This is a genomic window from Ruegeria atlantica (assembly GCF_013033965.1).
GTDB classification, from domain to species: Bacteria; Pseudomonadota; Alphaproteobacteria; order Rhodobacterales; family Rhodobacteraceae; genus Ruegeria; species Ruegeria atlantica_D.
The window spans coordinates 1-25,339 of record NZ_WQFE01000016.1; the positions used below are offsets into that span (position 1 = coordinate 1).

The following is a 25,339-nucleotide window of genomic DNA, read 5'->3' on the forward strand; positions in this document are numbered from 1 at the left end:
GAAGGCGGCCGCACCGTCGGCGCCGGCGTTGTCTCGAAAATCATCGAGTAAGGCGCGCTTGCCGCGCCTGGTTGCGGCAGGCGATTTTCCAAAGGAAAATCTGCCGAGAGCAACTCGGTTGAACTAAAGAAGGCCGTCCCACAAGGGGCGGCCTTTTTCATTTAGGTGCCGTTTAACCGAGGCTCCGCCATAAGATTATCAGCCAAATTGTTGTCGGGAATACAACCAAAAACAAAATCGCAGCCGAAAGGCAGGGAGCAAACAGGAAAATTAGCAACGTCATTAAATTGGGTGCTTGCAGCAAGCCGAACCATGCGCCACTAAACGCAAAGAAAAGCAAGGTCAACACAAGAACGATTAGGCCGATCATAGTGGCACAAGTCACAATCTGCCGACCGCTAGTGTATTTTCCGTAGCGCCTAAAATACAATATAGCCGGCATGAATGCACCGATCGCAAACGGTAACAACATCAAAGATATCTGTGCAACCGTTCCCGCGACACCAAAACGCCCGAAAGGCACGCCTCGCGGTATGTCCATAAGATCATGGGAAAAAATGGAAATGAGATGAGATACCGCGACGCCAGGTATCAAGAATAGCCAAAACTGCCAGAATGATTTTGCCACTATCTCACCCCGTACTTGAATGGCAACTTTGTTGAATAGTGGCTATGTCGTCGCTATGAGAAAAGGCGGGCAATACCCCCTTGCCAAACCTCATCAACCCCACTAATACGCGCGAGTTCTCATCAAGAACGTCAAGGCGGGGTGATTCCCGCCTTTTGGGTTCGAAGAGGGTTGGCGATGCGCGCTTGTCCTCCTCTCAACCCCAACGCCTGATAAAAGGCTGTTAATATGCAAAGCCAAAACATCCGTATTCGGCTGAAGGCATTTGACTATCGCGTTCTGGATGCCAGCACGCAAGAGATCGTCAACACTGCCAAGCGGACCGGCGCGAACGTGCGCGGCCCGATCCCGCTGCCGAACAAGATCGAGAAGTTCACGGTTCTCCGTGGCCCTCACGTTGACAAGAAATCCCGCGACCAGTTCGAGATCCGTACGCACAAGCGTCTGCTCGACATCGTTGATCCGACCCCCCAGACCGTTGACGCGCTGATGAAGCTCGACCTCGCTGCTGGTGTGGACGTCGAGATCAAGCTGCAGTCGTAAGATCGGAGGGTATAGATTATGCGCTCTGGTATTATCGCAAAAAAAGTTGGCATGACCCGCCTGTTCATGGAAGACGGCAAGCAGATTCCTGTGACCGTTCTTCACCTGGACGGCCTGCAGGTCGTTGCACAGCGTACTGCTGACAAAGACGGCTACACCGCCGTTCAGCTGGGCGCCGGTGCTGCCAAAGCAAAACGCACCTCGAAGGCCATGCGCGGTCACTATGCCGCTGCAAAGGTCGAGCCTAAGCGTAAGCTGGCCGAGTTCCGCGTCTCCGAAGATGGCCTGATCGAAGTGGGCGCCGAGATTTCGGCAGAACACTTCCTGGAAGGTCAGAAAGTTGACGTTTCGGGTACTTCGATCGGTAAAGGCTTTGCCGGTGCAATGAAGCGCCACAACTTCGGTGGTCTGCGCGCCTCGCACGGTGTTTCGATCAGCCACCGTTCGCACGGTTCGACCGGTCAGTGTCAGGACCCGGGCAAGGTGTTCAAAGGCAAGAAGATGGCCGGTCACATGGGTGCTGCCCGTGTTACCACCCAGAACCTGGAAGTCGTCAAAACCGACGCCGACCGTGGTCTGGTCTTCATCAAAGGCGCCGTTCCCGGACCGAAATCGGGCTGGGTCACCGTCAAGGACGCCGTCAAAAAGAAAGCACCGGAAGGCCTGCCTTTCCCGGCTGCTGTGAAATCGGCTGCAACCGAAGCACCTGCGGAAGAAGCTCCCGCGGAAGGTGGTGAAGCATGAAACTTGATGTAATCAAACTGGACGGCGGCAAAGCCGGCAACATCGAGCTGGATGCGGACCTGTTCGGCCTCGAGCCGCGCGCGGACATCCTGCACCGTGTGGTCCGTTGGCAGCGCAACAATGCGCAGGCCGGCACCCACAAGGTCAAGACCCGCTCGGAAACCAGCTACTCGACCAAGAAGATCTATCGCCAGAAGGGCACCGGTGGCGCACGCCATGGTGACCGCAACGCGCCGATCTTCCGTGGTGGTGGTATCTACAAAGGTCCCGTCGTGCGTTCGCATGGTCATGACCTGCCGAAGAAGTTCCGCAAGCTTGGCCTGCGCCACGCTCTGTCGGCCAAAGCCAAGGCAGGTGAACTGGTCGTGATCGAGAACGCCGAAGCCGAAGGCAAGACCGCCGCTCTGGCCAAACAGGTTGCAAACCTGGGCTGGAAACGCGCTCTGGTCATCGACGGCGCGACCGTGAACGAAGGGTTCCTGAAAGCGTCCAAAAACATCGAAGGTCTGGATATCCTGCCGTCGATGGGCGCAAACGTCTATGACATCCTCAAGCGTGACACTCTGGTGCTCACCAAAGCGGCTGTCGAAGCACTGGAGGCTCGTCTGAAATGAGCGCGAAGGCAGAACACTACGACGTGATCCGCAAGCCGATCATCACCGAAAAGTCGACCATGGCGTCTGAGAACGGCGCGATTGTCTTTGAAGTGGCGATCGACAGCAACAAACCGCAGATCAAAGAAGCGGTTGAATCGCTGTTTGGTGTCAAGGTGAAGGCGGTGAACACCACCATCACCAAAGGCAAGGTCAAACGGTTCCGCGGCCAGCTGGGCAAGCGGAAGGACGTCAAAAAAGCATATGTGACCCTGGAAGAGGGTAACACCATCGACGTGAGCACCGGTCTCTGATCGGAGCCGTCTTTGGAGAGAACCGAAGGCCCCTGCAAGCGCAGGGGCCTTTTTTGTTGGCTATAGCTTGTCCGGTCACGTTGTGTATGGGTCAATCCTATGCACAGTAACCGACGAGCAGTGAGGTGGTTGATATGCAGGCTGGGCAGCAGGTTCGTGACTTCGGGACAACCCGCGATGGTCAAGTCATCAAAAGCATCGACATCGGGCAGGGGGTGCTTTCTGCACGTATTCTGACCTACGGCGCGACACTGCAGGATCTGCGTCTGCAGAAATGTGGGCATCCGCTGATTTTGGGCTGGCCGAAAATCGGGAGCTATGAGGACAGTACCGCTTATCTGGGTGCTATGGTTGGCCGTTGCGCCAATCGGATCGCGCGCGCGACATACAGTCTGGATGGCGCAACCTATCAACTTGATCGCAATTATTTGGGTACGCACACTTTGCACGGCGGAGCGTGGGGTACGGACCGCATGGTTTGGGACATCACCAGCGTGACTTCGGAAGCCGTCACTTTGAAGCTGAACCTTCCGGATGGTCACATGGGCTTTGGTGGCGACTTGGCAGTGACAGTGACCTATCGGATCGAGGCGGAGGCCACACTGAGCGTCGAAATGGAAGGGCGTACAACGTCGGCAAGCCTGTGCAATCTGACCCCGCATATCTATTTCGACCTCGACGGCGGTTCAGACATCCGCAAGCACGAATTGACAATACATGCGGATCGCTTCACCGCCGTTGACGACGACCTCATTCCCACGGGCGATACCCTCAGCGTTGGGGGCACGCCCTTGGACCTGCGGTTACCACGACCTTTGGGGGACTGGGCATATGACCACAATTTCTGCCTGTCCGAAAACCGCATGCCCTGCCGTCCTGTGGCGACGTTGACCAGCCCGTCCGGTCTTTCGATGAAACTGGAAACGACCGAGCCAGGTTTGCAGGTCTATTCAGGCGCGTCTTTGGATGAAGGTTTGCGTAGTGGTTTGGGCGGCCAGCCCTACGGACCTTTTTCCGGCGTCGCACTGGAACCACAAGTCTGGCCCGATTCAATCAATCAGAAAGGGTTTCCCAACGCGGTATTGCGGAGCGGTGAAACCTATCGCCATGTTTCACGATATGTGTTCCAGGGCGAGGTTTGAGGCCAAGCGGATCCGCCGCCAGTTGGGCCACCGGACAGACGTCAATAACGCAAATTTAACCAAGGTTGAGGGTTACACCATCGGCCAGAGCACCTATCTCTGATCGGATACGTCGATGGGTAACCATGAGGACCCCTGCGAAAGCTGAGGCTTTCCTGAGTAACGACATCAAAGAAAATGAGCGTGAGGCCATCGCCTCTTCCAGAATTCGCTTGCTATGCCCCGGCGGTAGGCTATGCGGTTTCTACAAACAAAAAAGACATGGCAGGCGCATGACCACACCCATTCCTTCGACCCGGGGCAACCCAAATATGACCGCTGCGCGGGATTGGGTTACAACACTTGCCAAATACCGCGAGCCGAACGAATGGCGCAGCTCCTTTGAGCTGGGCGTCAGCATTATCCCCTTCTTCATGCTATGGACGCTGTCCTGGATGTCGCTGTCGATTAGCTATTGGTTGGCATTTGTGATCGCAGTTCTCAACGCGGCCTTCCTGCTGCGCCTGTTTGCGATCCAACACGATTGCGGACACGGGGCGTTCTTCAAGAACCGGACGGTCAGCGACTGGGTTGGACGGGTGATCGGCGTGCTGACCCTGACGCCCTATGACGTCTGGCGCCGTACGCATTCCAACCATCACAACAGCTCGGGCAATTTGGACAAACGGGGGATGGGCGATATCCACACCCTGACTGTGGCTGAGTACCAATCCAAGACGCCCATGAACCGGTTCTGGTATCGCGTTTATCGCAATCCTATCACCCTGTTTGTCCTTGGCCCCGGTTATCTGTTCCTGTTCCAGAACCGCCTCCCGCTGGGTCTGACGGGTAGCGTCAGGTTCTGGGTTAGCGCGATGGGCACCAACGTCGCCATTCTGGCCGCACTTCTGGCGGTCTACTACTTTGGCGGGCTGATGCCGGTGCTGCTGATCTTTCTGCCCTCAACCCTGATTGCCGCAACTGCCGGAGTATGGCTGTTCTATGTGCAGCATCAGTTCGAGGACACGCACTGGAATCCCGATGAGGACTGGCAATTGCACGAGGCCGCCTTGCACGGAAGCTCACACTACATCCTGCCGTCCCTGTTGCAGTGGTTCAGCGCCAATATCGGCATCCACCACGTGCACCACCTGTACAGCCGCATTCCGTTCTACCGCCTGACCGAGGTGCTGCGCGATCATGATGAGCTGGCTAACAGCAACCGGATGACGATCCGCGAGAGCCTCGCCAACGCGCGCCTACACTTGTGGGACGAGCAAAGCCGTCGTCTATTGTCCTTCGCCGAGGCCCGCGCGCTTTATGAGTGAAGGGTAGGATCTGCGGCCAGCTGGGCCGTCGGAAAAGAGCAAAAAACACATGTAACCTGGAAGAGGGGAGCACTATCGACATGTCTACCGGTCCCTGATCGAACCCGTCTTTGGTGAGAGAAAAAGACCCCGCGATAGCGGGGTTTTTTGTGCCCCAATATGCGGTGCCGGCCTATGCACGCTATCTGAGACCCTTCAGTCTGGACTGGCCTGATCCTGTTCCGCTTCGATGAATGCCTGCCATCCGTCGACTTTGCCAAAGGCGCGCAATCTTTCGTGCAGCATAGGGCCGTAGATGGACCACATGCGTTTTCGCAAGTCCCGGCCCTTTTCCGTAACTTTCAGAACTTTTCCACGTCTGTCACTATCATATTCGACGAACTCCACCAGGCCTTCTGCCGCGAGCCGCTTGCTCAAATGAGAGAGGTTCGACTGTTCGAATATAGTGTCTTGTGCAAGCTCATACGGACGCAATCGGCCCCCGTGCCGTTCGAGAGACCAAAGTAGATCGTACCATTTCAGCGGTGGAAGGCCCGCTTTTTTCAAAGCCATGCCGATGTCAGACTGGATACGTCGGGTGGCTCGGTTCATTGCGACCCAGATTTCTGTCTCAAATTTTGTTGGCAGATCGTTCTTCACAACTTCGTGTTTGCCTTGTTTCTGATTGCGGTCTTGGCTCGATTTTATTAGATGAAAATTCATCTACATTCCAGTGCCTTTCGGATAAAAGGAATACCACCATGACCTTAAAGTCTATGATTGCCGCCGCTGCTTTGACCGTTGCAGTGACACCTGCACTCGCGCAGACCTATAAGACCGATCAGGGGCATACCGAAGTCCGGTTCGGTTGGAGTCACGCAGGTGTCTCGAACCAAACAGGCGAGTTTACCAAAGTAGACGGCACGTTGGATCTGAATGCCGATGATGTGGAAGCTTCGGCGTTGAGTGTGACGATTGATGCCAACAGTTTGGCTTCGGGATTTGGACCTCTGGATGACCACCTCAAATCTGCGGATTTCTTCGAGGTTGAAACCTATCCCGAGATCACCTTCGTAAGCACCGAAATCAAACGGACCGGCGATACAACGGCGGATGTGACCGGAGATCTGACCATCCATGGCGTGACCAAGCCCGTAACCCTGCAGGCCACGCTGACCCATCAGGGCGAGCATCCTTTGGGTGGCGCTATCGAGTATTACAAAGGAGATTGGGTTGCTTTCTCGGCGACCGGAGAGATTGATCATACGGAATTCGGTGTCGGTCCGTTCTCGACCGGACCGATATCCATCATGATTGATACCGAGATGAAGGCGGACGGGTGAAATCGTAGCTGGGCCATCGGAAGGACGTCGATTCAGCATAGTTTACTGTGGAAGAGGGTAACTCAATCGACGTGAGGACAGGCCTTTGATCCGCCGCTTGCTGCAACTATTCACGGCCTCGGAGGTTCAACCCGCCGGGGCCGACTTCGTTTCTGACCCTGCGACTGTTCGTGTGCAGGTGCTGGAACAGATGCGGGCGTTCAGCGCCGAGCCGTATTTTCAGATCGCTGATGAACGGCTTGGGCTGTTATCGGTGTTCGATGACCTGAAATACGACCGGGCGGATGTGGACATGATCTCTCCGGCGATGCGCAAGCATGTGATCGGAAAGCTTGGGCCGCTTGGGTTTCGTCAGATATCCGGCACCGTGCTGGAGCACGCCGAGGCCGATATGCGCGTGCACATCCCCAAGTTCCATGCCCTCGGTGCATCGCCCTTCGACATCACGCGATACACTGACAAACGCCCGCAGGACTACTGTTTGCTGACGCCCACGCAGGTGGCCTGCCAGTACGTGGATCACTACACGCTGGACGACGCGGTGCAGCGGATCGAGGCGCTGATTGCAAAGCACCCGATCAACCTGCTTAAACTGGTGGATTATCTGGAGGGCAAACCCAAACATCGTGCCTTTCGCGAGGTGTTGGGCCATATCAAACTCAAGCAGCGGATTGCGGTGGAGTCCGAGCCGCTGTGCCGCAGGCGGTCCCTCGGATAGGGGCACAAGCCGCGCCAGTGATTGCCCGTGGGATGGCGCGGCAACGGCTTATCAGCGCAGTTTATGGTGCCAAATACATCCGAACTCCTAGTGAGACGCAAACGTCCCCAAAGCGCCGGCCCGCCGGGACGGGCAGTCGCTGGCGCGGCGGCCTTCGGCCTTGTCCCGCGCCGGGTTAAACACGGCGGTGGGGACTAAGCATGACCAATTGATCACATTCAAAAGATTGACTGTGTGATCCTTGTGTGTAATCTGATGATGTCGGTCGCCGGATGGCGGCACGGCAGTTCGAAATGAGCAGTCGGAGACTGCATCAATATAGGAGACTTGGTATGACCAATACCAACAAGGCGACAATTGTCGTCCCGCTTGCGCGTCGCATCCCTGATCCCAACTTCAAAGATGAGTTTGGCCTCGAACGGCACATATTCGTTGTGCCGGTTAAGAACCTACCGAAAGGTATCAAACTCGATCCCAATGCTCGCCGGCCCAAAACCAGCAAACGAGTGTATCAGAAAGTAAAGGCAAGTCTTTTTAATCAAGACTGCGAGCCTGGCACCTTCCATCTTAAAAACAAAGGCATCACTATTGTTGCTCAGAGTGTTCAAACGGTAGCCAAAGACACTTATGAAATATCAATGGTTAATGGTGTTCATGGTATTGTGGATGGTGGGCACACATACACAATAATTACTGACGCCCAGTCGAGTGCCGACTTGCCTGAAGATCAATACGTCACTGTAGAAGTTCGTGTTGGTGTACCTGAGGTGTGGATACCGGATATTGCAGGTGGCCTGAATACTTCGGTTCAGGTGCAAGATATGAGCTTAGACAATTTGGCTAATGCTTTCCAGTGGATAAAAGACGAAATCAAGTCGAAATCTTACTTTGGCAAAATCGCATGGTCCGAGAATGATCCAGGCGAATATGACGCCCGCGACTTAGTGAGTCTGATGGCAATGTTCAACGTGAGTTTGCACCCAAACGATGGTGACGAACACCCAGTTTATGGCTACGAGAAAAAATCGGTTGCTCTCAAGTCATTTGAGCAAAATCCAGCCAGCTTTAAACTGATGCGCCCAATTCTCAAAGACATCCTGCGTCTGCACGACATAATACGTCGTGACTACTATCACATTTGGAATGAGAATATCGACGGTGGGAAAGCGGGGCACTTGGCATTCTCTGAAAAGAAGTCAAAGGGTGTTTGGGAGTTTCCTTTCACAGGCCAGAAATCAGAGTACCGTATGGTTAACGGTGCTCTATATCCGATACTGGCATCGTTTCGTTGGTTTGTGGTGCAAGATCGGTTCTCTGGCGAAATGAAGTGGCGGGATGGTTTTGATGGCATCCTTGGCGCTTGGGACGATGATGCTGTGACACTGCTGAAATCGACTCATGAGATGAGTAATTCTCTTGGTCGAAATCCGCAGTCGGTAGGCAAGAGCCGACCGCATTGGGCTAACCTCCACAATATCGTTGCGAAGCGAGATTTGCAGCGCAAGGCATCCATTGCCTAACTATTGGCGGACGCACGCGTCCGCCAAACATCGAAAATTCAGTCTATACCCCATGGACACCCACCCCCAACACTGCTACATGCTCCCAATCTTGCGGCCCCGGATTCGTTCCGGGGCCTCTGATATTTGTAACCGGGGACCTTCGGGGCCCTATACCCTTGGCACCTACGGGGGCCTATCACATAGCGGGGAACATCCTCGCACTTGCTAAACGGAAGACAGAAAGCATGGCACTCAAGTCGTACAAGCCGACGACGCCGGGCCAGCGCGGGCTGGTGCTGATCGACCGTTCGGAGCTTTGGAAAGGACGTCCGGTCAAGTCTCTCACAGAGGGTTTGACCAAATCGGGCGGCCGGAACAACACCGGACGGATCACTTCACGCCGCCGCGGCGGTGGCGCAAAGCGTCTCTACCGGATCGTTGACTTCAAACGGAACAAATTTGATGTCGCGGCAACCGTCGAGCGGATCGAATATGACCCGAACCGGACCGCATTCATCGCACTGGTAAAATACGAAGACGGCGAGCAGGCATATATCCTGGCTCCGCAGCGTCTGGCTGTTGGTGACAAAGTCGTGGCATCCGCCAAGGCCGACATCAAGCCGGGCAACGCAATGCCGTTCTCGGGCATGCCCATTGGTACCATCGTCCACAACATCGAGATGAAGCCTGGCAAAGGCGGTCAGATCGCACGTGCGGCCGGTACTTACGCTCAGTTCGTTGGTCGCGATGGCGGCTACGCTCAGATCCGTCTGAGCTCGGGCGAACTGCGCATGGTCCGTCAGGAATGCATGGCCACCGTTGGTGCCGTGTCCAACCCCGACAACAGCAACCAAAACCTCGGTAAAGCCGGTCGTATGCGCCACAAAGGCGTGCGCCCGTCGGTTCGTGGTGTTGCAATGAACCCGATCGATCACCCGCATGGTGGTGGTGAAGGTCGTACCTCGGGTGGCCGTACGCCGGTTACTCCTTGGGGTAAGGACACCAAGGGTAAGCGTACCCGCAACAAGAACAAAGCGTCCCAGAAGCTGATCATCCGCTCGCGGCACGCCAAGAAGAAGGGACGTTAATCTATGTCTCGCTCTGTTTGGAAGGGTCCTTTCGTCGATGCTTACGTGCTGAAAAAAGCCGAAGCAGCGCGCGAGTCGGGCCGCAACGAAGTCATCAAAATCTGGTCGCGTCGTTCCACCATTCTGCCCCAGTTCGTGGGTCTGACCTTTGGTGTGTACAACGGCCAGAAGCACATTCCCGTCAACGTCTCGGAAGACATGATCGGTCAGAAGTTCGGTGAATACTCGCCGACCCGGACCTATTATGGCCACGCCGCAGACAAAAAAGCGAAGCGGAAGTAAGTCATGGGCAAGGAAAAGAACCCCCGCCGCGTGGCTGAAAACGAAGCAATGGCGAAAACCCGCATGCTTCGCACCAGCCCGCAGAAACTGAACCTGGTTGCGCAAATGATCCGCGGCAAGAAAGTTGAGAAGGCTCTGACCGACCTGACTTTCTCGAACAAGCGTGTCGCGCAGGACGTCAAGAAGTGCCTGCAGTCCGCAATCGCGAATGCCGAAAACAACCACAACCTGGACGTTGACGAGCTGATCGTCGCCGAAGCATGGGTTGGCAAGAACCTGGTCATGAAGCGCGGTCGTCCGCGTGCCCGTGGCCGTTTCGGCAAGATCATGAAGCCGTTCTCGGAGATCACCATCAAGGTGCGTCAAGTTGAGGAGCAAGCCTAATGGGTCATAAAGTAAATCCGATCGGCATGCGCCTGCAGGTCAACCGCACCTGGGACAGCCGCTGGTACGCCGACACCAAGGACTACGGTGATCTTCTGCTGGAAGACCTCAAGATCCGTGAGTTCATCAACAAAGAGTGCAAGCAGGCCGGCATCGCCCGTGTGATCATTGAACGTCCGCACAAGAAGTGCCGCGTTACGATCCACACTGCACGTCCCGGTGTCATCATCGGCAAGAAAGGTGCAGACATCGAAGTTCTGCGCAAAAAGCTTGCTCGTATGACTGACAGCGAACTGCACTTGAACATCGTCGAAGTGCGCAAGCCCGAGCTTGACGCGCAGCTGGTTGCCGAATCCATCGCTCAGCAGCTGGAACGTCGTGTTTCGTTCCGTCGCGCCATGAAGCGCTCGGTTCAGAACGCCATGCGCATGGGCGCCCTGGGTATCCGGGTGAACGTCGCTGGTCGTCTGGGCGGCGCCGAAATCGCACGGACCGAGTGGTACCGCGAAGGCCGCGTGCCTCTGCACACCCTGCGTGCCGACATCGATTACGCACATGCCGAAGCGATGACTCCTTACGGGATCATCGGGATCAAGGTCTGGATCTTCAAAGGTGAGATCATGGAGCACGATCCGCAGGCACGTGACCGTAAAGCACAGGAACTCCAGGACGGCCCTGCACCTCGTGGTGCTGGTGGCGGTCGTCGCTAAGGAGGGAAAGATATGCTTCAACCAAAGCGTACTAAATTCCGCAAGATGCACAAAGGCCGGATCAAGGGTCTCGCCAAGGGCGGCTCTGATCTGAACTTTGGCACCTACGGCCTGAAAGCTCTTGAGCCTGAGCGTGTAACTGCACGCCAGATCGAAGCTGCACGTCGTGCCATGACGCGTCACATGAAGCGTCAGGGTCGTGTCTGGATCCGCATCTTCCCCGACACTCCGGTCACTGCAAAGCCGATCGAAGTTCGTATGGGTAAAGGTAAAGGTTCGGTCGACCGCTGGGCATGCAAAGTCAAGCCTGGCCGCGTGATGTTCGAGATCGATGGCGTCAATGACGACATCGCCCGCGAGGCCCTGCGCCTGGCTGCGATGAAGCTGCCGATCAAGACTCGCGTCGTGGTTCGCGAAGACTGGTAAGCGACCCGGGGGCGACCCCGTTCGTGACAAGAATGACCCCCGTCGGGAAACCGGCGGGGGTTTTCTTGTTGGCGATCATCTGGCTTCAGGCGCGCCACCGCGTGCCTCAGTCGAGACGCGACAGATTCGGCGTAAGCTCTCGCAGCAATTTCCGCTTCATTGCTTGGTCGTAGTCATCATAGCTATGCGTTACTTCCACAAACGAAAGAGGCCCGCGGACAACCTCGGACAGGTAGTAGACCACCGGATCAGGGCGGGCCCCTGCGACGACCAAACCATTTATGGTGATCCCCCGCGTGGCAATCGTGTCCGAGATCGGTTTGGCCTCGGGTCCGGCGTTCGAGATCCCGTCGCCTGACACATCAATCACCTGACGGCGACAGGGATTTTCAAGCTGATGAAACATCAGATCGGCATGAAGCAGGGCCTCGGAAACGGATGTTTCAGCCATCCAGAAACCACGATTGATCGTTATCAAATCTTCGACAAATTCGATGACGCTTTGCCGGTTGGACAATCGACGCCAGGCGATGGGCTGGCGCTGCTGACCGGAACCACCCCACTGCGTTACGGTGACCTGCATGCCGCCGGGCATCCAAGAAATCAAGCGAATGATTTCGTCATCCAGAAAAGCGTGGCCGATGCCATTTCGCATCAGAACATATTCGAACTTGTCTACCGAGCGCGATACGTCGAGCGCAACAACCAGCGCAACTTCACACGCACGGGACCCCAGCGGCACAAGCGTGATAAAAAGTGATAGAACCAGAGCTTTCACAGGGAAAGACGCTAGCAGTGGCCGCTGTGATCGGCAATTCAATTCATCGAGACCGGTTTTGGTTGCCGGTATGGCGAAAAGTAAACAGAAGCCATTCAACCCACATTTGGACAGGTTGAATGGATCCGGATTTACCTGGACGGCCTGCTCGGGATCATGGCCCAGAAGGCCAAGCAGCACATCGGGTTGGTCACGTTCGCGATCCTGAGCCTGATGATCCCAAACCACTAGACTAGGCTGCACTCTTCTGAAACACACCCGACAGCGCGATTTTCTAAGTCGGCTGGTCTCGCCCTCCTGCCCCGGCTGAGCTATAGCCGGGACATGGCACAGATTGAATCGCTCTTCGTTACCCGTCTTTATCGCGCCGCTTTGTCCGAGTTCGATCCCAAGATCGACGCGGAGGAATTGGAAAACTCCTGCCTTGTTATCGCCGAGGATGATGAGGCCGGGCAGGAATGGTGCGAAGAAAACGGCTATCCGGGTTATACCAGCTATGCCTCGTTGACCGATCTGCCCTGGCGCTTTCCGATCTTCGCCGATCTGGTCGCGGCGTTGGACCAGCACGTCGCGGCCTTTGCCAAAGATCTGGAGTTTGATCTGGGCGAGGGTGAGCTGAAGCTGGAAGACATCTGGATCAACATCCTGCCCGAAGGCGGCATGCACTCCAGCCACTTGCACCCGCACAGCGTAATCTCGGGCACAACCTATGTGACGATGCCCGAGGGGGCGAGCGCGCTGAAACTGGAAGACCCTCGCTCAGGCCGTATGATGGCTGCACCAACGCGTCTAAAGGGCGGGCGGCGGGACTTGCAGCCGTTCATTTATATGAAGCCGCAGGTGGGCGATGTCCTGCTTTGGGAAAGCTGGTTGCGCCACGAGGTGCCGATGAACATGGCCGAAGAAGAGCGGATCAGTGTTAGCTTCAACTACAAGTGGGAGTGAGGCTTCGATATTAGAGGCGGTTCGCTATCGGATGGGTAGTTTTTCCCCAGAGACGTAGGGATTGCGGCAAACTTTACGAGATACTTGGAAGAGGTGAATATTTGAGAACTCTGTTAATTTCATCGCTGATTTGCTTGATAGCTCAGTCTTCGTTTGCAGAGTGCCCGACCAAGAGCGATTCCGGAAAGGGTATCTCTTTGTTCAGCAATGGATCACGGGTGGTTGTAGAACTATTGCCGGGGGCAGACGGTATCATCGATAGGCGTATAAACAAGAGAACTCGCAAACCTATTCTGATCTGGCACTACCCGCACCCTATGCTATTCGGCGAAGCTTTCTTTGCGAAAACAAGTGCAGTAAATCCTCAGCGCGATTACGAACGTGAATTCGAAATGCTGGACAATTTGAACAATGAAAAAACTTGGAGTTCCGAATTTAGTGTGAGATCTGGAGATGGTGTTCCGGATAAGGGGAGCGTCTTTGTCGAGTTCCAAAAGAACCGCATAGAAAGAATTGGAGATTGCAAATACAAAGTCTGGGAGGTTCTAGTGCGTGAGCGGCTATCGGGATCTAAAGAATCTTCAATGAAGGTTCTGTATTCTCCAGACTTAAGGCTGGTTCTAAGAAGAGGGGGCTCCTTGCTCAATTCTGGTGTGGTTTGGGATAAACCGTTTGATCGCATTGAAGCCATTAGTCGGGAAAAGGGATGAGCATTGTCGTGATCCGTTTTCATTTCTGCTGCGCACGCAGTCCGGGGCATTAGCCGCCTAAACTTCCTCTTGCCACCCACCCCCTAAACCCTTATACGGCGGCATCCTGCGATCTCCCGGCGTTGTCGGGCGATTCGTATGTCTATCATTCATCCACCAGGTCAAAGGTGACCCTGTAAGGGGCCTTCTGGTGTTTTGAGCAAAGGAAAAAGGCGATGAACGCCCAAGAACTGCGTGACAAGACCCCGGACCAGCTCCGCGAGGAACTGGCTAACCTGAAGAAAGAAAGCTTTAACCTGCGCTTTCAACAGGCAACCGGTCAGCTGGAAAGCACCGCTGGCATCAAAGCGGCCCGCCGCAACGCTGCCCGCGTCAAAACCATTCTGAACGAAAAGGCCGCTGCTGCGGCATCCGAGGAGTAATCAGATGCCCAAGCGTATCCTGTCCGGAATCGTAACCAGCGACGCCAACGAGCAGACCGTGACCGTTTCGGTTGAACGCCGCTTCAAGCACCCGCTGCTGCACAAAACCGTTCGTAAGTCCAAGAAATACCGGGCTCACGACGAGAAGAACGCCTTCAAGGTCGGTGACACCGTACGCATCATCGAATGCGCACCGAAATCGAAGACGAAACGTTGGGAAGTTCTGGAAGCGTAAGCTTCCGGGATTTTTCCATTTGTCGAAACCCTGGGGGATCTAACGAGACCAGCCCCCACAGGTCGGGAGAAACCACATGATCCAGATGCAGACCAATCTGGATGTCGCTGACAACTCCGGCGCTCGCCGAGTTCAGTGCATCAAGGTCCTGGGTGGTTCCAAGCGTAAATACGCCTCCGTCGGCGACATCATTGTCGTCTCGGTGAAGGAAGCCATCCCACGCGGCCGCGTAAAGAAAGGTGACGTCCGCAAGGCCGTCGTCGTACGCACCGCCAAAGAAGTTCGTCGCGAAGACGGCACCGCGATCCGTTTCGATCGCAACGCCGCCGTCATCCTGAACAACAACAACGAGCCCGTAGGTACCCGTATCTTTGGCCCGGTTGTTCGTGAACTGCGCGGCAAGAACTTCATGAAAATCATCTCGCTGGCTCCGGAGGTGCTGTAATCATGGCTGCTAAACTCCGCAAAGGCGACAAGGTCGTCGTGCTGGCCGGCAAGGACAAGGGCAAAGAGGGTACTATCACCTCGGTTGACCCGAAAGCCGGTAAAGCTGTTGTCGATGGTATCAACATCGCCATCCGTCACACCCGCCAGACCCAGAACTCGCAAGGTGGTCGCCTGCCTCAGGCAAACCCGGTTGAACTGTCGAACCTGGCTCTGCTGGACAAGAACGGCAAAGCAACCCGCGTTGGCTTCCGCATGGAAGGTGACAAGAAAGTGCGCTTCGCCAAGACCACGGGGGACGTGATCGATGCTTGATAACGCAACCTACACCCCGCGTCTGAAAGCTCAGTACGCTGAAACCATCCGTGCCGCTCTGAAAGAAGAGTTCGGCTACAAGAACGACATGCAGCTGCCCAAGCTGGAAAAAATCGTTCTGAACATCGGTTGTGGTGCCGAGGCGGTCAAAGATTCGAAGAAAGCAAAAGCTGCTGTCGAGGATCTGACTGCGATTGCCGGTCAAAAGGCCGTTGCAACCAAGGCGAAAAAGTCGATCGCGGGTTTCCGCGTCCGTGAAGACATGCCGCTGGGTGCGAAAGTAACCCTGCGCGGTGACCGGATGTACGAATTCCTGGATCGTCTGATCACTATCGCGCTGCCGCGCGTTCGTGACTTCCGCGGTGTGAAGCCGTCTTTCGATGGTCAGGGCAACTTTGCCATGGGCATGAAAGAGCACATCGTGTTCCCGGAAATCGATTTCGACAAAGTCGACGAAGTCTGGGGCATGGACATCGTAATTGCCACCACAGCGAAAACCGACGCTGAAGCAAAGGCACTGTTGAAAGCTTTCAACATGCCGTTCAACGCGTAAGCGCCGGGAGGATTGAGACATGGCTAAAAAAGCAATGATCGAACGCGAAAAGAAGCGCGAACGCCTGGTGGCCAAATATGCCGCAAAGCGTGCCGAGCTGAAAGAAATCGCGAATGACGAGAGCAAGCCGATGGAAGAGCGTTTCAAAGCGCGTCTGAAACTGGCGAAACTGCCGCGCAACAGCTCGGCTACCCGTCTGCACAACCGCTGTCAGCTGACCGGTCGTCCCCACGCTTACTACCGTAAGCTGAAGGTCAGCCGTATCGCGCTGCGCGAGCTGGGTTCTGCTGGTCAGATCCCCGGCATGGTGAAATCGAGCTGGTAAGGGAGACATAGATATGAATGATCCTATCGGCGATATGCTCACCCGTATCCGCAACGCGCAAATGCGCGGCAAGTCCACTGTTTCCACCCCGGCTTCCAAGCTGCGCGGTTGGGTCCTGGATGTGCTGGCGGACGAAGGTTACATCCGTGGCTACGAAGCGACGACCGGTGAAAACGGTCATCCGGCCATCGAAATCAGCCTGAAATACTACGAAGGCACCCCTGTTATTCGCGAACTGAAGCGGGTCTCGAAGCCCGGTCGCCGCGTATACATGGGCGTCAATGACATCCCGCAGGTCCGTCAGGGTCTGGGCGTGTCGATTGTCAGCACTCCGAAAGGTGTGATGTCGGACGCAAACGCTCGCTCCAACAATGTTGGTGGCGAAGTGCTCTGCACCGTCTTCTAAGGAGGTCTGCAATGTCTCGTATTGGTAAAAAACCGGTCGAGCTGCCCAGCGGCGTTTCCGCCTCTGTGTCGGGTCAGACCATCGAAGTCAAAGGTCCGAAAGGCACCCGCAGCTTCACCGCGACTGATGACGTAACGCTGTCGGTCGAAGACAACGTTGTGCAGATCAACCCCCGTGGGATGTCCAAGCGCGCGCGCCAGCAGTGGGGCATGAGCCGCACTATGGTTGCCAATCTGGTTGAAGGCGTCACCAACGGCTTCAAAAAAGAGCTGGAGATCCAGGGTGTTGGTTACCGGGCTCAGATGCAGGGCAACACCCTGAAGTTGAACCTGGGCTACAGCCACGATGTTGATTTCACTGCTCCGGAAGGTGTCACCATCACCGCGCCGAAGCAGACCGAGATCGTTGTGGAAGGTATCGACCAGCAGCAGGTGGGCGAAGTCGCGGCCAAAATCCGCGAATGGCGCCGTCCCGAGCCCTATAAGGGCAAAGGCATCCGCTATAAGGGCGAATTCATCTTCCGCAAGGAAGGCAAGAAGAAGTAAGGACGCAAACAATGGCAAACAGCAAAAGAACCCTGTTTCTGAAGCGCCGCCTGCGCGTTCGGAACAAACTTCGCAAAGTCAACGCGGGCCGTGTACGCCTGTCGGTTCACCGTTCGAACAAGAACATCAGCGTTCAGCTGATCGACGACGTTCGTGGCGTGACCCTGGCTGCAGCCTCGACCCTGGAAAAAGATCTGGGTGTTGTTGGCAAGAACAACGTCGAAGCGGCCACAAAAGTGGGCGCGGCCATCGCCGAGCGTGCCAAGAAGGCAGGCGTCGAAGAGGCCTATTTCGATCGTGGTGGCTTCCTGTTCCACGGCAAGGTGAAGGCAGTTGCCGACGCCGCGCGTGAAGGTGGTCTGAAGATCTAAGACTTGCGGGCAGCTTTGCGGCTGCCCCGATGATCCGGGGGCCCTGACAACAGTCGGGGCTCACTTGGATTGAACAAACGGCGCCGAGCGCCACAGTAAAAGGGATGCCAAGATGGCAGAACGTGAAAACCGTCGGGGCCGTGGCCGCGACCGTGAAGAAGCACCGGAATTTGCAGATCGCCTGGTCGCAATCAACCGCGTGTCGAAAACCGTAAAAGGTGGCAAGCGCTTTGGCTTCGCCGCTCTGGTGGTTGTCGGCGATCAGAAAGGCCGCGTCGGATTTGGCAAAGGTAAAGCGAAAGAAGTACCTGAAGCCATCCGCAAGGCGACCGAACAAGCCAAGCGTCAGATGATCCGCGTGCAACTGCGCGAAGGTCGTACCCTGCACCACGACATCGAGGGCCGTCACGGCGCTGGTAAAGTGGTTATGCGCACAGCACCTGAAGGTACTGGTATCATCGCCGGTGGTCCGATGCGTGCCGTGTTCGAAATGCTGGGCGTCAAGGACGTTGTTTCCAAGTCGCTGGGCTCGCAGAACCCGTACAACATGATCCGTGCCACCATCAACGGCCTGCAAAAAGAGCAGAGCCCGCGTTCGGTTGCACAGCGTCGTGGCAAGAAGGTTGCCGACATCCTGCCCAAGCGGGACGAAGCACCGGCTGCTGCTGAAGCAGAAGCATAAGGAGAGCGACCCATGGCAAAAACCATCGTCGTCAAGCAGATCGGCTCGCCGATCCGCCGCCCCGCAGAACAGCGCGCAACCCTGATCGGACTGGGCCTGAACAAGATGCACAAGACCCGTGAGCTGGAGGATACTCCTTCGGTCCGCGGCATGGTCAACAAGATCCCGCATCTGGTTGAGATCATCGAAGAGCGCGGCTAATCGCCAATTCTTCAAAAGATTGCAAACGCCTCCGATTACTTCGGGGGCGTTTTTTATGTGGGTCTGTCTAGCATTTTGCCCGCAGTCAAAGGCGCGCACTCAACCTGAACGCATGCCTTTGATAACCAAGCGCATATAGTCCATGAACTGCGCGCGTTCGGGTGTACTCAAAACCTGCAGAGCCTCGGCATTCACGTTTTGCGCGGCCTCATAGGCGCTGTCTCGAAGAGCGGCCGCCTTGTCGGTTAACCAGATCAATTGGGCTCGGGCGTCAGTCGGGCTTTTTGTTCGTTTTATCAGGCCGTCGCGCTCCATACGGTTGAGCGTGTTGGCCAGCGTTGCCTGCTCGACGTCAATTTTGCCCAGCAGATCCCTTTGCGTCACCCCGTCTTTCACCCAAAGCTCCAGCAAGATCGGGAATTGCCCGACAACGATGCCCAAAGGCGCAATGCGGTTCTGCAGCTCTTTCGCAAACAGCCGCGCCATGTGATTGACCAGATAACCGGCCGAGTTTTCTTTTTCGAATTCCATATCGCAGAATAGCACTTGAATAGCATGCTATTCAATAATATATAGCAAGCTATACAAAAGAATGGAAAGGAATCGAAATGGCTGGAATTGAAGAGTTGGACAGAATCGTCACCCTCGCAGATCAGATGCAGGTCGACGAAGGCCCGGTGGTGCTGATCAACCTGTTTACGGTGGACGCGAACGACGAAGAGGCGCTGCTAAAGGCCTGGGCGCATGATGCGGACTTTATGAAATCCCAGCCGGGATACATTTCGACCCAACTCCATCAGGGCATCGCCGGCAGTTCGACCTTCGTGAATTACGCGATCTGGCAGGACGTCAAAAGTTTCCGCGCCGCCTTCACCCATCCCGAGTTCCAGCGTCGGATCGCCGACTATCCTGAAAGCGCCGTGGCGCGCCCACATCTTCTTCGAAAGATAGCGGTCGAAAACCACTGCGTCGCCTGATGCAAAAACCGGAGTAGCCACATGTTACGAGCAATCCACCCCATCGCCGGAGTAATTGGGTTTTTGACAATCCTCGTATTCTGGACATCCACCTTGTACAGCGAGTTGTTCTCAACCCACGCGACCGTCGCTGCGGTGAAGTCGATGATTGTCAGTGGGCTTTTCATTCTTGTACCCGCAATGGTGATCGTGGGTGCATCAGGCATGACGCTTGGGCGTCGGCGCAAGGATGCGCCGGCGCTTGCCAAGAAGAAACGGATGCCGATCATTGCCATGAATGGCTTGCTGATCCTTGTTCCCGCCGCGATCTACCTGAATGCGAAGGCAAGCGCTGGGTCCTTTGACCTCAGCTTTTATGCCGTGCAGGTCGTCGAACTGATCGCTGGGGCAACCAATTTGACACTGATGGGTCTGAGTATTCGTGATGGTCGCGCTATGACCGCCCGTAAGAGACATGCGCGAAAGAGGTGAAAGCAGCACTTGCTTGCTGCAGTCGGCTGACTCTGTGCGGTTGATTTCTGAAGGCGCATCTGGCCGCTCAGCTATTCAATAGACGCATATCGGCTAGACCGAAACTTCGGTTGTTAGCGTTATCGCCTGAACCTATCTCAGCCCTGTCCAAACAAGGAACGCAAACAGTATCCGGGGAATTCGCCCCGGGCAGAGAAAGGAAGCAAATCATGGCTCACACAGCAACATATTCCCGCGAAGGTTTTGGCCTGAGCGCCCGCATCGTGAACTTCTTCGAGCGTATCAAAGAGGCAAATGCCCTGCGTGCTCAGTTTAATCAGACTTACTCAGAATTGCAGAGTCTGACGGACCGTGAACTGAACGACATCGGCGTTCGCCGCTGCGATATCAAGGACATCGTTCGGGATCACGTTTATTGTTCGTGAACTCACCTATGACCTGACCAAGAGACGCCTGCGGGCGTCTCTTTTGATTCTGGGGTGCCCTTGGCACAATCGACAGGAATTTCGCGCCGACCGTTGCGACCTAGCGGGAAATGAGCCAAACACGCCGTAAGGCGCCTGTCGGAGCCGTTATTGGGAACAGTGCGAAGGGTCAGATCCAGTGAAAGAGTATCAGGTTGGCATGCTATGGATTGAAGGCCCCCTCAGCTTTCTCGAGCAGTTATGTATCAAATCTTTTCTGGATGTCGGTCAGCATGTTCGCCTTTATACTTACGGGCCGGTCACAAACATCCCCGATGGTGTTGAAGTGTGCGACGCGCGCGACGTGCTGCCGGATGAAGAGGTGATCCTGCACAAACGCACAGGCAGTCCCGCGCTGCATTCCGACAAGTTTCGTGTGCAGATGCTGGCGAAAGTGCCGGACATCATCTGGGCCGATACCGACGCGTATTGTGTCAAGCCGTTTACAACTGAAAATGGTCACTTGCATGGTTGGCTGGCTGCGCATGAAATCAACGGTGGCGTGTTGGCTTTGCCCCGTGACAGCGCGACGCTATATGACTTGATCGACTACACCAATCACCCGTATCGCATTCCGCATTGGCTGTCGCCCAAGCAACGGCGACCGCTGATTGACATGGCATTGAACGGCGATACGCCGCACGCAAGCGATATGCCGTGGGGGATTTGGGGGCCGCGCGCCCTGACCTGGCTTTTGCGACAAAACAAAGAGGATCGGTTTTCCCAGCCGCAAGAGGTTTTATACCCTGTAACGTTCAGGGATCGGCGGGCAATGGTACGATCCAACGGAAATGCCGAGAGGTTCCTGACCGAGAACACCATGTCGATCCACTTTTACGGCCGCCGCATGCGTTCATTCATCCACAATCGGTTCAATGGCATTCCGCATCCCGAAAGCATGGTTGGCCGGTTGGTCGAAAAGCATGGTATCGACCCGCATGCAGCGCCCTTGCGGGTGAAAGCCGCAGCAGACGACCGCATCGATCCACCCGACGAATGACGTGTAGGGGCTGCGGGCTTGCCAACTTGCCCCAACAGTCCTATACGCCTGCGGTGGCTTTGCGCCATACGAATCAAAACCAAGAAATGCCGTGTCTGACCCATCACGCTTCGGGGGTCATTTCCGGCTTAGGAGAAGCGAAATGAAACTGCACGAATTGCGCGACAATCCCGGCGCCACACCGAAACGCACTCGCGTTGGCCGTGGTCCCGGTTCCGGCAAAGGTAAAATGGGTGGCCGTGGTATCAAAGGCCAGAAATCCCGTTCGGGTGTGGCCATCAATGGCTACGAAGGCGGCCAGATGCCGCTGTACCAACGCCTGCCCAAGCGTGGGTTCAACAAGCCGAACCGCAAGGAATTCGCCGTTGTCAACCTGGGCCTGATCCAGAAATTCGTCGACGCCGGCAAACTGGATACCAAGGCTGCGATCACCGAAGATGCACTGGTTGCATCCGGTCTGGTCCGTCGCAAACTGGACGGTATCCGCGTTCTGGCCAAAGGCGAAATCAGCGCGAAAGTGAATCTGGAAGTCACCGGTGCTTCGAAATCTGCTGTAGAAGCAGTTGAGAAAGCGGGCGGCTCACTTAAGGTCACAAAAGCTGCTGCGGCAGAGTAAGCGCTTGTGAGCGGGCGCAGACCCGCTTACATAGACCTCAGAGTTTTCCAAGACGCCGCCCGAGCCGGAAAACGGTTCCGGGCGGTGTTTTCATAAGAGAGACCGATTTATGGTATCAGCAGCAGAACAAATGGCAGCCAACACAAGCTGGTCTGCCCTTGGTAAAGCCACCGATCTGCGCAACCGCATCCTGTTCACGCTTGCATTGCTGATCGTCTATCGTCTGGGCACCTTCATTCCGGTTCCGGGCATCGACGGCCAAGCATTGCGCGAGTTCATGGAGCAGGCGGGGCAGGGCATCGGCGGCATGGTTTCGATGTTCACCGGCGGGGCGCTGGGGCGGATGGGTATCTTTGCCCTCGGCATCATGCCTTACATTTCGGCCTCGATCATCGTGCAGCTGCTGACATCGATGGTTCCCGCGCTCGAACAACTCAAGAAAGAGGGCGAGCAGGGCCGCAAGAAGATCAACCAGTATACCCGTTTCGGCACCGTGGCTCTGGCCACCGTTCAGGCTTATGGTCTGGCCGTTTCGCTGGAATCGGGCGATCTGGCGACCGATCCGGGCATGTTCTTCCGTATGTCGACCATGATCACTCTGGTTGGCGGTACCATGTTCCTGATGTGGCTGGGTGAACAGATCACTGCGCGCGGCATCGGTAACGGCATCTCTCTGATCATCTTCGTCGGCATCATCGCCGAGGTTCCGGCCGCATTGGCGCAGTTCTTTGCGTCGGGTCGTTCGGGCGCAATCAGCCCAGCCGTGATCATCGGTGTGATCGTCATGGTCATCGCGGTCATCACTTTCGTGGTGTTTATGGAACGGGCTCTGCGTAAGATCCACATTCAGTACCCACGCCGTCAGGCCGGTATGAAAGTGTACGAAGGCGGCTCGAGCCACCTGCCGGTCAAGGTTAACCCAGCTGGCGTTATTCCGGCGATCTTTGCAAGCTCGCTGTTGCTGCTGCCGGTGACGATCTCTACCTTCTCGTCGGGTGCGACCAACGGGCCGGTGATGTCGTGGCTGCTGGCCAACTTTGGCCCCGGACAACCGCTGTACCTGCTGTTTTTCGCCTCGATGATCGTGTTCTTTGCCTATTTCTATACGTTCAACGTGTCGTTCAAACCGGATGATGTTGCGGACAACCTGAAAAAGCAGAACGGTTTTGTGCCCGGTATTCGCCCCGGCAAGAAAACCGCCGAGTATCTGGAATACGTGGTCAACCGCGTGCTGGTTCTGGGCTCGGCTTATCTGGCGGCTGTCTGTCTGCTGCCTGAAATTCTGCGGAACCAGTTCGCTATCCCGTTCTACTTTGGCGGCACGTCGGTTCTGATTATCGTCTCTGTGACTATGGACACCATCCAGCAAGTCCAGAGCCATCTGCTGGCGCATCAATACGAAGGGCTGATCGAAAAGTCCCAGCTGCGCGGTAAAAGCAAGAAACGCGGCAGGAAGGGACCCGCTCGTCGATGAACATCATTTTGTTGGGCCCGCCGGGTGCGGGTAAAGGAACGCAAGCGCGCCACCTGGTTGAGACACGCGGCATGGTGCAACTGAGCACCGGCGACATGTTGCGCGAGGCCAAGGACAGTGGCACCGAAATGGGCAACCGCGTGGCCGAGGTGATGGCCAAGGGCGAACTGGTTACCGATGAGATCGTCATCGGCCTGATCCGCGAAAAGCTGGAACAGGGTGCCGAAGGTGGTTTCATCTTTGACGGTTTCCCCCGCACACTGGCGCAAGCCGATGCACTGGGTGAATTGCTCGAAAGCACCGGCGAAACGCTGGACGCCGTCATCGCGATGGAAGTCAACGATGACGCTTTGGTGGCGCGGATCACAGCCCGGTCGACCTGCGGCGGTTGCGGCGAAGTCTACAATGACATCACCAAACCGATCCCGGCGGATGGTAAATGCACCAATTGCGGCAAGGAAAACGATTTCAAGCGCCGCGCGGATGACAATGAGGAAAGCCTCAAAACCCGTCTTATGGAATACTACAAAAAGACCTCGATGCTGATCGGCTATTACTATGCCAAGGGTAACTTGTCCTGGGTTGATGGTTTGGGTGAGATTGACGCCGTTCGGGGGGAAATTTCTCAGGTCCTGGATGGTGGTGACTACGTCGGCAACGGCTGATCCAATTCTGCTCTTGACCTAAGCGGTAAAAGCCCATATCGACCCACATCCCTATGGGAATCACGATCGCATGCGGGATTCGTCCCAACTGCCCCGACCACCTCGAATAATACTGGACCCTCTGGCGTCACTGCCACGGTCAAGTGTTGTGAAAAAAGGTTCCGGAGTTACGGAACCGCAACAAAAAAGGAAAGTGACACGTGGCACGTATTGCCGGCGTAAACATCCCGACTGCAAAGCGGGTACCAATCGCCCTCACATATATCACCGGTATCGGAAACACCTCGGCCAAAGCAATCTGCGAAGCCGTTGGCATCGAAGCGACTCGTCGCGTTAATGAACTGTCCGACGCCGAAGTTCTGGCCATCCGCGAACATATCGACGCAAACTTCACTGTCGAAGGTGACCTGCGCCGTGAAGTTCAGATGAACGTCAAGCGCTTGATGGACCTGGGCTGCTACCGCGGTCTGCGTCACCGCCGCAACCTGCCGGTTCGCGGTCAGCGCACCCACACCAACGCTCGTACTCGCAAAGGCCCCGCAAAGGCCATTGCTGGTAAGAAGAAATAAGGGAGGGTCTGACTGATGGCACGTGATAAGACTCGCGTTAAGCGCAAAGAGCGTAAGAACATCGCATCGGGCGTTGCCCATGTGAACTCGACCTTCAACAACACCAAGATCCTGATCTCGGACGTACAGGGCAACGCCATCTCGTGGTCGTCTGCCGGTACCATGGGCTTCAAAGGATCGCGGAAATCGACACCCTACGCCGCTCAGATGGCTGCAGAAGACGCAGGCAAAAAGGCGCAGGAACATGGCGTCAAGACGCTGGAAGTCGAAGTTCAGGGCCCCGGTTCGGGTCGTGAATCGGCTCTGCGTGCGCTGGCTGCAGTGGGCTTCAACATCACGTCGATCCGCGACGTGACTCCGATTGCTCACAATGGCTGCCGCCCACCGAAGCGTCGCCGCGTCTAAGCGATTTTGAATTGAGCTGGGGCTGTGTCTTTTGCACGGCCCCAGCACGTCATTTTAAACCTC

40 protein-coding genes are annotated in these 25,339 nt (G+C 55.9%); 36 read left to right on the forward strand and 4 right to left on the reverse strand.

What is annotated here, in order from left to right:
- Positions 1 to 172: 172 nt before the first annotated feature.
- A complete protein-coding gene (locus GOW16_RS21105; protein ID WP_170419352.1) occupies positions 173 to 628 on the reverse strand; it encodes a hypothetical protein in 456 nt (151 codons plus the stop codon).
- Positions 629 to 856: 228 nt separating this feature from the next.
- Here GOW16_RS21105 and rpsJ point away from each other — a divergent pair, with 228 nt between their 5' ends.
- The 6 genes from rpsJ to GOW16_RS21135 all read left to right on the forward strand — a co-directional run bounded on the left by rpsJ (position 857) and on the right by GOW16_RS21135 (position 5,271).
- Positions 857 to 1,171, forward strand: a complete 315-nt coding sequence (rpsJ, locus tag GOW16_RS21110; RefSeq protein ID WP_008756422.1) for a 30S ribosomal protein S10 — start codon at positions 857 to 859, stop codon at positions 1,169 to 1,171.
- 18 nt (positions 1,172 to 1,189) lie between these two features.
- On the forward strand, positions 1,190 to 1,915 hold the full coding sequence (gene rplC, locus GOW16_RS21115; RefSeq protein ID WP_117872221.1) for a 50S ribosomal protein L3: 726 nt from the start codon (positions 1,190 to 1,192) through the stop codon (positions 1,913 to 1,915).
- Entirely contained in the window at positions 1,912 to 2,529 is a 618-nt protein-coding gene (rplD, locus tag GOW16_RS21120) for a 50S ribosomal protein L4 (RefSeq protein WP_010437039.1), read from the forward strand. The genes rplC and rplD overlap by 4 nt, the downstream gene beginning before the upstream one ends.
- A complete protein-coding gene (locus GOW16_RS21125) occupies positions 2,526 to 2,822 on the forward strand; it encodes a 50S ribosomal protein L23 (RefSeq protein WP_058272362.1) in 297 nt (98 codons plus the stop codon). Before rplD ends, GOW16_RS21125 begins: the two co-directional genes overlap by 4 nt.
- A gap of 134 nt (positions 2,823 to 2,956) precedes the next feature.
- Positions 2,957 to 3,964, forward strand: a complete 1,008-nt coding sequence (locus GOW16_RS21130; protein WP_170419354.1) for an aldose epimerase family protein — start codon at positions 2,957 to 2,959, stop codon at positions 3,962 to 3,964.
- 272 nt (positions 3,965 to 4,236) lie between these two features.
- Positions 4,237 to 5,271, forward strand: coding sequence for a fatty acid desaturase (locus GOW16_RS21135; RefSeq protein WP_170419356.1), 1,035 nt, complete (start codon positions 4,237 to 4,239; stop codon positions 5,269 to 5,271).
- A gap of 195 nt (positions 5,272 to 5,466) precedes the next feature.
- On the opposite strand, the gene GOW16_RS21140 is transcribed toward GOW16_RS21135, so the two are convergent.
- Positions 5,467 to 5,862 carry a MarR family winged helix-turn-helix transcriptional regulator gene (locus GOW16_RS21140; protein WP_254429866.1) on the reverse strand — a complete coding sequence of 132 codons (396 nt, stop codon included), beginning with the start codon at positions 5,860 to 5,862 and terminating at the stop codon, positions 5,467 to 5,469.
- Positions 5,863 to 6,011: 149 nt separating this feature from the next.
- Here GOW16_RS21140 and GOW16_RS21145 point away from each other — a divergent pair, with 149 nt between their 5' ends.
- The 8 genes from GOW16_RS21145 (at position 6,012) to rplP (ending at position 11,703) form a co-directional block, all read left to right on the forward strand.
- The gene (locus tag GOW16_RS21145) at positions 6,012 to 6,593 is read left to right on the forward strand and encodes a YceI family protein (protein ID WP_170419360.1); all 582 of its coding nucleotides are present in this window, start codon (positions 6,012 to 6,014) and stop codon (positions 6,591 to 6,593) included.
- Positions 6,594 to 6,678: 85 nt separating this feature from the next.
- Positions 6,679 to 7,311, forward strand: coding sequence for a hypothetical protein (locus GOW16_RS21150; protein WP_170419362.1), 633 nt, complete (start codon positions 6,679 to 6,681; stop codon positions 7,309 to 7,311).
- Between the two features lie 332 nt (positions 7,312 to 7,643).
- On the forward strand, positions 7,644 to 8,831 hold the full coding sequence (locus GOW16_RS21155; RefSeq protein WP_170419364.1) for an AIPR family protein: 1,188 nt from the start codon (positions 7,644 to 7,646) through the stop codon (positions 8,829 to 8,831).
- Positions 8,832 to 9,058: 227 nt separating this feature from the next.
- Positions 9,059 to 9,901 (forward strand): 50S ribosomal protein L2, encoded by an 843-nt coding sequence (gene rplB, locus GOW16_RS21160; protein ID WP_008757664.1) that lies wholly within the window; start codon positions 9,059 to 9,061, stop codon positions 9,899 to 9,901.
- 3 nt (positions 9,902 to 9,904) lie between these two features.
- Positions 9,905 to 10,183, forward strand: coding sequence for a 30S ribosomal protein S19 (gene rpsS / locus GOW16_RS21165; RefSeq protein ID WP_005980699.1), 279 nt, complete (start codon positions 9,905 to 9,907; stop codon positions 10,181 to 10,183).
- Between the two features lie 3 nt (positions 10,184 to 10,186).
- Positions 10,187 to 10,567 (forward strand): 50S ribosomal protein L22, encoded by a 381-nt coding sequence (rplV, locus tag GOW16_RS21170; protein WP_039538267.1) that lies wholly within the window; start codon positions 10,187 to 10,189, stop codon positions 10,565 to 10,567.
- Positions 10,567 to 11,277: a 30S ribosomal protein S3 gene (rpsC, locus tag GOW16_RS21175; RefSeq protein ID WP_170419366.1), complete on the forward strand. Its 711-nt coding sequence runs from the start codon at positions 10,567 to 10,569 to the stop codon at positions 11,275 to 11,277. Before rplV ends, rpsC begins: the two co-directional genes overlap by 1 nt.
- A 12-nt stretch (positions 11,278 to 11,289) precedes the next feature.
- Complete coding sequence (gene rplP / locus GOW16_RS21180; RefSeq protein WP_058283513.1) at positions 11,290 to 11,703, forward strand: 50S ribosomal protein L16; 414 nt, start codon at positions 11,290 to 11,292, stop codon at positions 11,701 to 11,703.
- A 106-nt stretch (positions 11,704 to 11,809) separates the two neighbouring features.
- On the opposite strand, the gene GOW16_RS21185 is transcribed toward rplP, so the two are convergent.
- Positions 11,810 to 12,724, reverse strand: a complete 915-nt coding sequence (locus GOW16_RS21185; protein WP_170419368.1) for a DUF1194 domain-containing protein — start codon at positions 12,722 to 12,724, stop codon at positions 11,810 to 11,812.
- An 81-nt stretch (positions 12,725 to 12,805) separates the two neighbouring features.
- Between GOW16_RS21185 and GOW16_RS21190 the strand changes: the two genes are divergently transcribed.
- From GOW16_RS21190 to rpmD, 13 genes are all read left to right on the forward strand, one after another.
- Positions 12,806 to 13,426 (forward strand): 2OG-Fe(II) oxygenase family protein, encoded by a 621-nt coding sequence (locus tag GOW16_RS21190; RefSeq protein WP_170419370.1) that lies wholly within the window; start codon positions 12,806 to 12,808, stop codon positions 13,424 to 13,426.
- A gap of 218 nt (positions 13,427 to 13,644) precedes the next feature.
- A complete protein-coding gene (locus tag GOW16_RS21195; protein WP_170419372.1) occupies positions 13,645 to 14,136 on the forward strand; it encodes a hypothetical protein in 492 nt (163 codons plus the stop codon).
- A gap of 215 nt (positions 14,137 to 14,351) precedes the next feature.
- Positions 14,352 to 14,558, forward strand: coding sequence for a 50S ribosomal protein L29 (rpmC, locus tag GOW16_RS21200; RefSeq protein WP_037311745.1), 207 nt, complete (start codon positions 14,352 to 14,354; stop codon positions 14,556 to 14,558).
- A 4-nt stretch (positions 14,559 to 14,562) separates the two neighbouring features.
- Positions 14,563 to 14,793 carry a 30S ribosomal protein S17 gene (gene rpsQ, locus GOW16_RS21205; RefSeq protein ID WP_039538279.1) on the forward strand — a complete coding sequence of 77 codons (231 nt, stop codon included), beginning with the start codon at positions 14,563 to 14,565 and terminating at the stop codon, positions 14,791 to 14,793.
- A gap of 76 nt (positions 14,794 to 14,869) precedes the next feature.
- The gene (gene rplN / locus GOW16_RS21210; RefSeq protein WP_008757934.1) at positions 14,870 to 15,238 is read left to right on the forward strand and encodes a 50S ribosomal protein L14; all 369 of its coding nucleotides are present in this window, start codon (positions 14,870 to 14,872) and stop codon (positions 15,236 to 15,238) included.
- 2 nt (positions 15,239 to 15,240) lie between these two features.
- A complete protein-coding gene (gene rplX / locus GOW16_RS21215; RefSeq protein ID WP_170419374.1) occupies positions 15,241 to 15,552 on the forward strand; it encodes a 50S ribosomal protein L24 in 312 nt (103 codons plus the stop codon).
- Positions 15,545 to 16,105, forward strand: a complete 561-nt coding sequence (gene rplE / locus GOW16_RS21220; protein ID WP_170419376.1) for a 50S ribosomal protein L5 — start codon at positions 15,545 to 15,547, stop codon at positions 16,103 to 16,105. The genes rplX and rplE overlap by 8 nt, the downstream gene beginning before the upstream one ends.
- Positions 16,106 to 16,124: 19 nt before the next feature.
- Positions 16,125 to 16,430, forward strand: a complete 306-nt coding sequence (gene rpsN, locus GOW16_RS21225; RefSeq protein ID WP_010437098.1) for a 30S ribosomal protein S14 — start codon at positions 16,125 to 16,127, stop codon at positions 16,428 to 16,430.
- A gap of 13 nt (positions 16,431 to 16,443) precedes the next feature.
- Entirely contained in the window at positions 16,444 to 16,836 is a 393-nt protein-coding gene (gene rpsH, locus GOW16_RS21230) for a 30S ribosomal protein S8 (protein WP_010437099.1), read from the forward strand.
- A gap of 11 nt (positions 16,837 to 16,847) precedes the next feature.
- Positions 16,848 to 17,381: a 50S ribosomal protein L6 gene (rplF, locus tag GOW16_RS21235; protein WP_010437101.1), complete on the forward strand. Its 534-nt coding sequence runs from the start codon at positions 16,848 to 16,850 to the stop codon at positions 17,379 to 17,381.
- 11 nt (positions 17,382 to 17,392) lie between these two features.
- Positions 17,393 to 17,752 carry a 50S ribosomal protein L18 gene (rplR, locus tag GOW16_RS21240; RefSeq protein WP_170356678.1) on the forward strand — a complete coding sequence of 120 codons (360 nt, stop codon included), beginning with the start codon at positions 17,393 to 17,395 and terminating at the stop codon, positions 17,750 to 17,752.
- 112 nt (positions 17,753 to 17,864) lie between these two features.
- The gene (rpsE, locus tag GOW16_RS21245) at positions 17,865 to 18,434 is read left to right on the forward strand and encodes a 30S ribosomal protein S5 (protein WP_170419378.1); all 570 of its coding nucleotides are present in this window, start codon (positions 17,865 to 17,867) and stop codon (positions 18,432 to 18,434) included.
- Positions 18,435 to 18,446: 12 nt separating this feature from the next.
- A complete protein-coding gene (rpmD, locus tag GOW16_RS21250) occupies positions 18,447 to 18,635 on the forward strand; it encodes a 50S ribosomal protein L30 (protein ID WP_008757946.1) in 189 nt (62 codons plus the stop codon).
- A 99-nt stretch (positions 18,636 to 18,734) separates the two neighbouring features.
- Here the strand turns inward: rpmD and GOW16_RS21255 are convergent, their stop codons facing one another.
- Entirely contained in the window at positions 18,735 to 19,166 is a 432-nt protein-coding gene (locus GOW16_RS21255) for a MarR family winged helix-turn-helix transcriptional regulator (RefSeq protein WP_170419380.1), read from the reverse strand.
- Positions 19,167 to 19,243: 77 nt separating this feature from the next.
- Here GOW16_RS21255 and GOW16_RS21260 point away from each other — a divergent pair, with 77 nt between their 5' ends.
- From GOW16_RS21260 to rpsK, 9 genes are all read left to right on the forward strand, one after another.
- Entirely contained in the window at positions 19,244 to 19,612 is a 369-nt protein-coding gene (locus GOW16_RS21260; protein ID WP_170419381.1) for an antibiotic biosynthesis monooxygenase family protein, read from the forward strand.
- 21 nt (positions 19,613 to 19,633) lie between these two features.
- Complete coding sequence (locus GOW16_RS21265) at positions 19,634 to 20,083, forward strand: hypothetical protein (RefSeq protein WP_170419383.1); 450 nt, start codon at positions 19,634 to 19,636, stop codon at positions 20,081 to 20,083.
- Positions 20,084 to 20,292: 209 nt separating this feature from the next.
- Positions 20,293 to 20,508 carry a DUF1127 domain-containing protein gene (locus GOW16_RS21270; RefSeq protein ID WP_170419385.1) on the forward strand — a complete coding sequence of 72 codons (216 nt, stop codon included), beginning with the start codon at positions 20,293 to 20,295 and terminating at the stop codon, positions 20,506 to 20,508.
- 178 nt (positions 20,509 to 20,686) lie between these two features.
- Positions 20,687 to 21,547: a hypothetical protein gene (locus GOW16_RS21275; protein ID WP_368039950.1), complete on the forward strand. Its 861-nt coding sequence runs from the start codon at positions 20,687 to 20,689 to the stop codon at positions 21,545 to 21,547.
- Between the two features lie 142 nt (positions 21,548 to 21,689).
- Positions 21,690 to 22,163: a 50S ribosomal protein L15 gene (gene rplO, locus GOW16_RS21280; protein ID WP_170419387.1), complete on the forward strand. Its 474-nt coding sequence runs from the start codon at positions 21,690 to 21,692 to the stop codon at positions 22,161 to 22,163.
- A gap of 109 nt (positions 22,164 to 22,272) precedes the next feature.
- Positions 22,273 to 23,637, forward strand: a complete 1,365-nt coding sequence (gene secY, locus GOW16_RS21285; protein ID WP_170419389.1) for a preprotein translocase subunit SecY — start codon at positions 22,273 to 22,275, stop codon at positions 23,635 to 23,637.
- A complete protein-coding gene (locus GOW16_RS21290) occupies positions 23,634 to 24,302 on the forward strand; it encodes an adenylate kinase (RefSeq protein WP_170419391.1) in 669 nt (222 codons plus the stop codon). Before secY ends, GOW16_RS21290 begins: the two co-directional genes overlap by 4 nt.
- Positions 24,303 to 24,502: 200 nt before the next feature.
- Positions 24,503 to 24,871 (forward strand): 30S ribosomal protein S13, encoded by a 369-nt coding sequence (gene rpsM, locus GOW16_RS21295; protein ID WP_170419393.1) that lies wholly within the window; start codon positions 24,503 to 24,505, stop codon positions 24,869 to 24,871.
- Between the two features lie 15 nt (positions 24,872 to 24,886).
- On the forward strand, positions 24,887 to 25,276 hold the full coding sequence (gene rpsK, locus GOW16_RS21300; RefSeq protein ID WP_008757289.1) for a 30S ribosomal protein S11: 390 nt from the start codon (positions 24,887 to 24,889) through the stop codon (positions 25,274 to 25,276).
- Positions 25,277 to 25,339 lie beyond the last annotated feature (63 nt).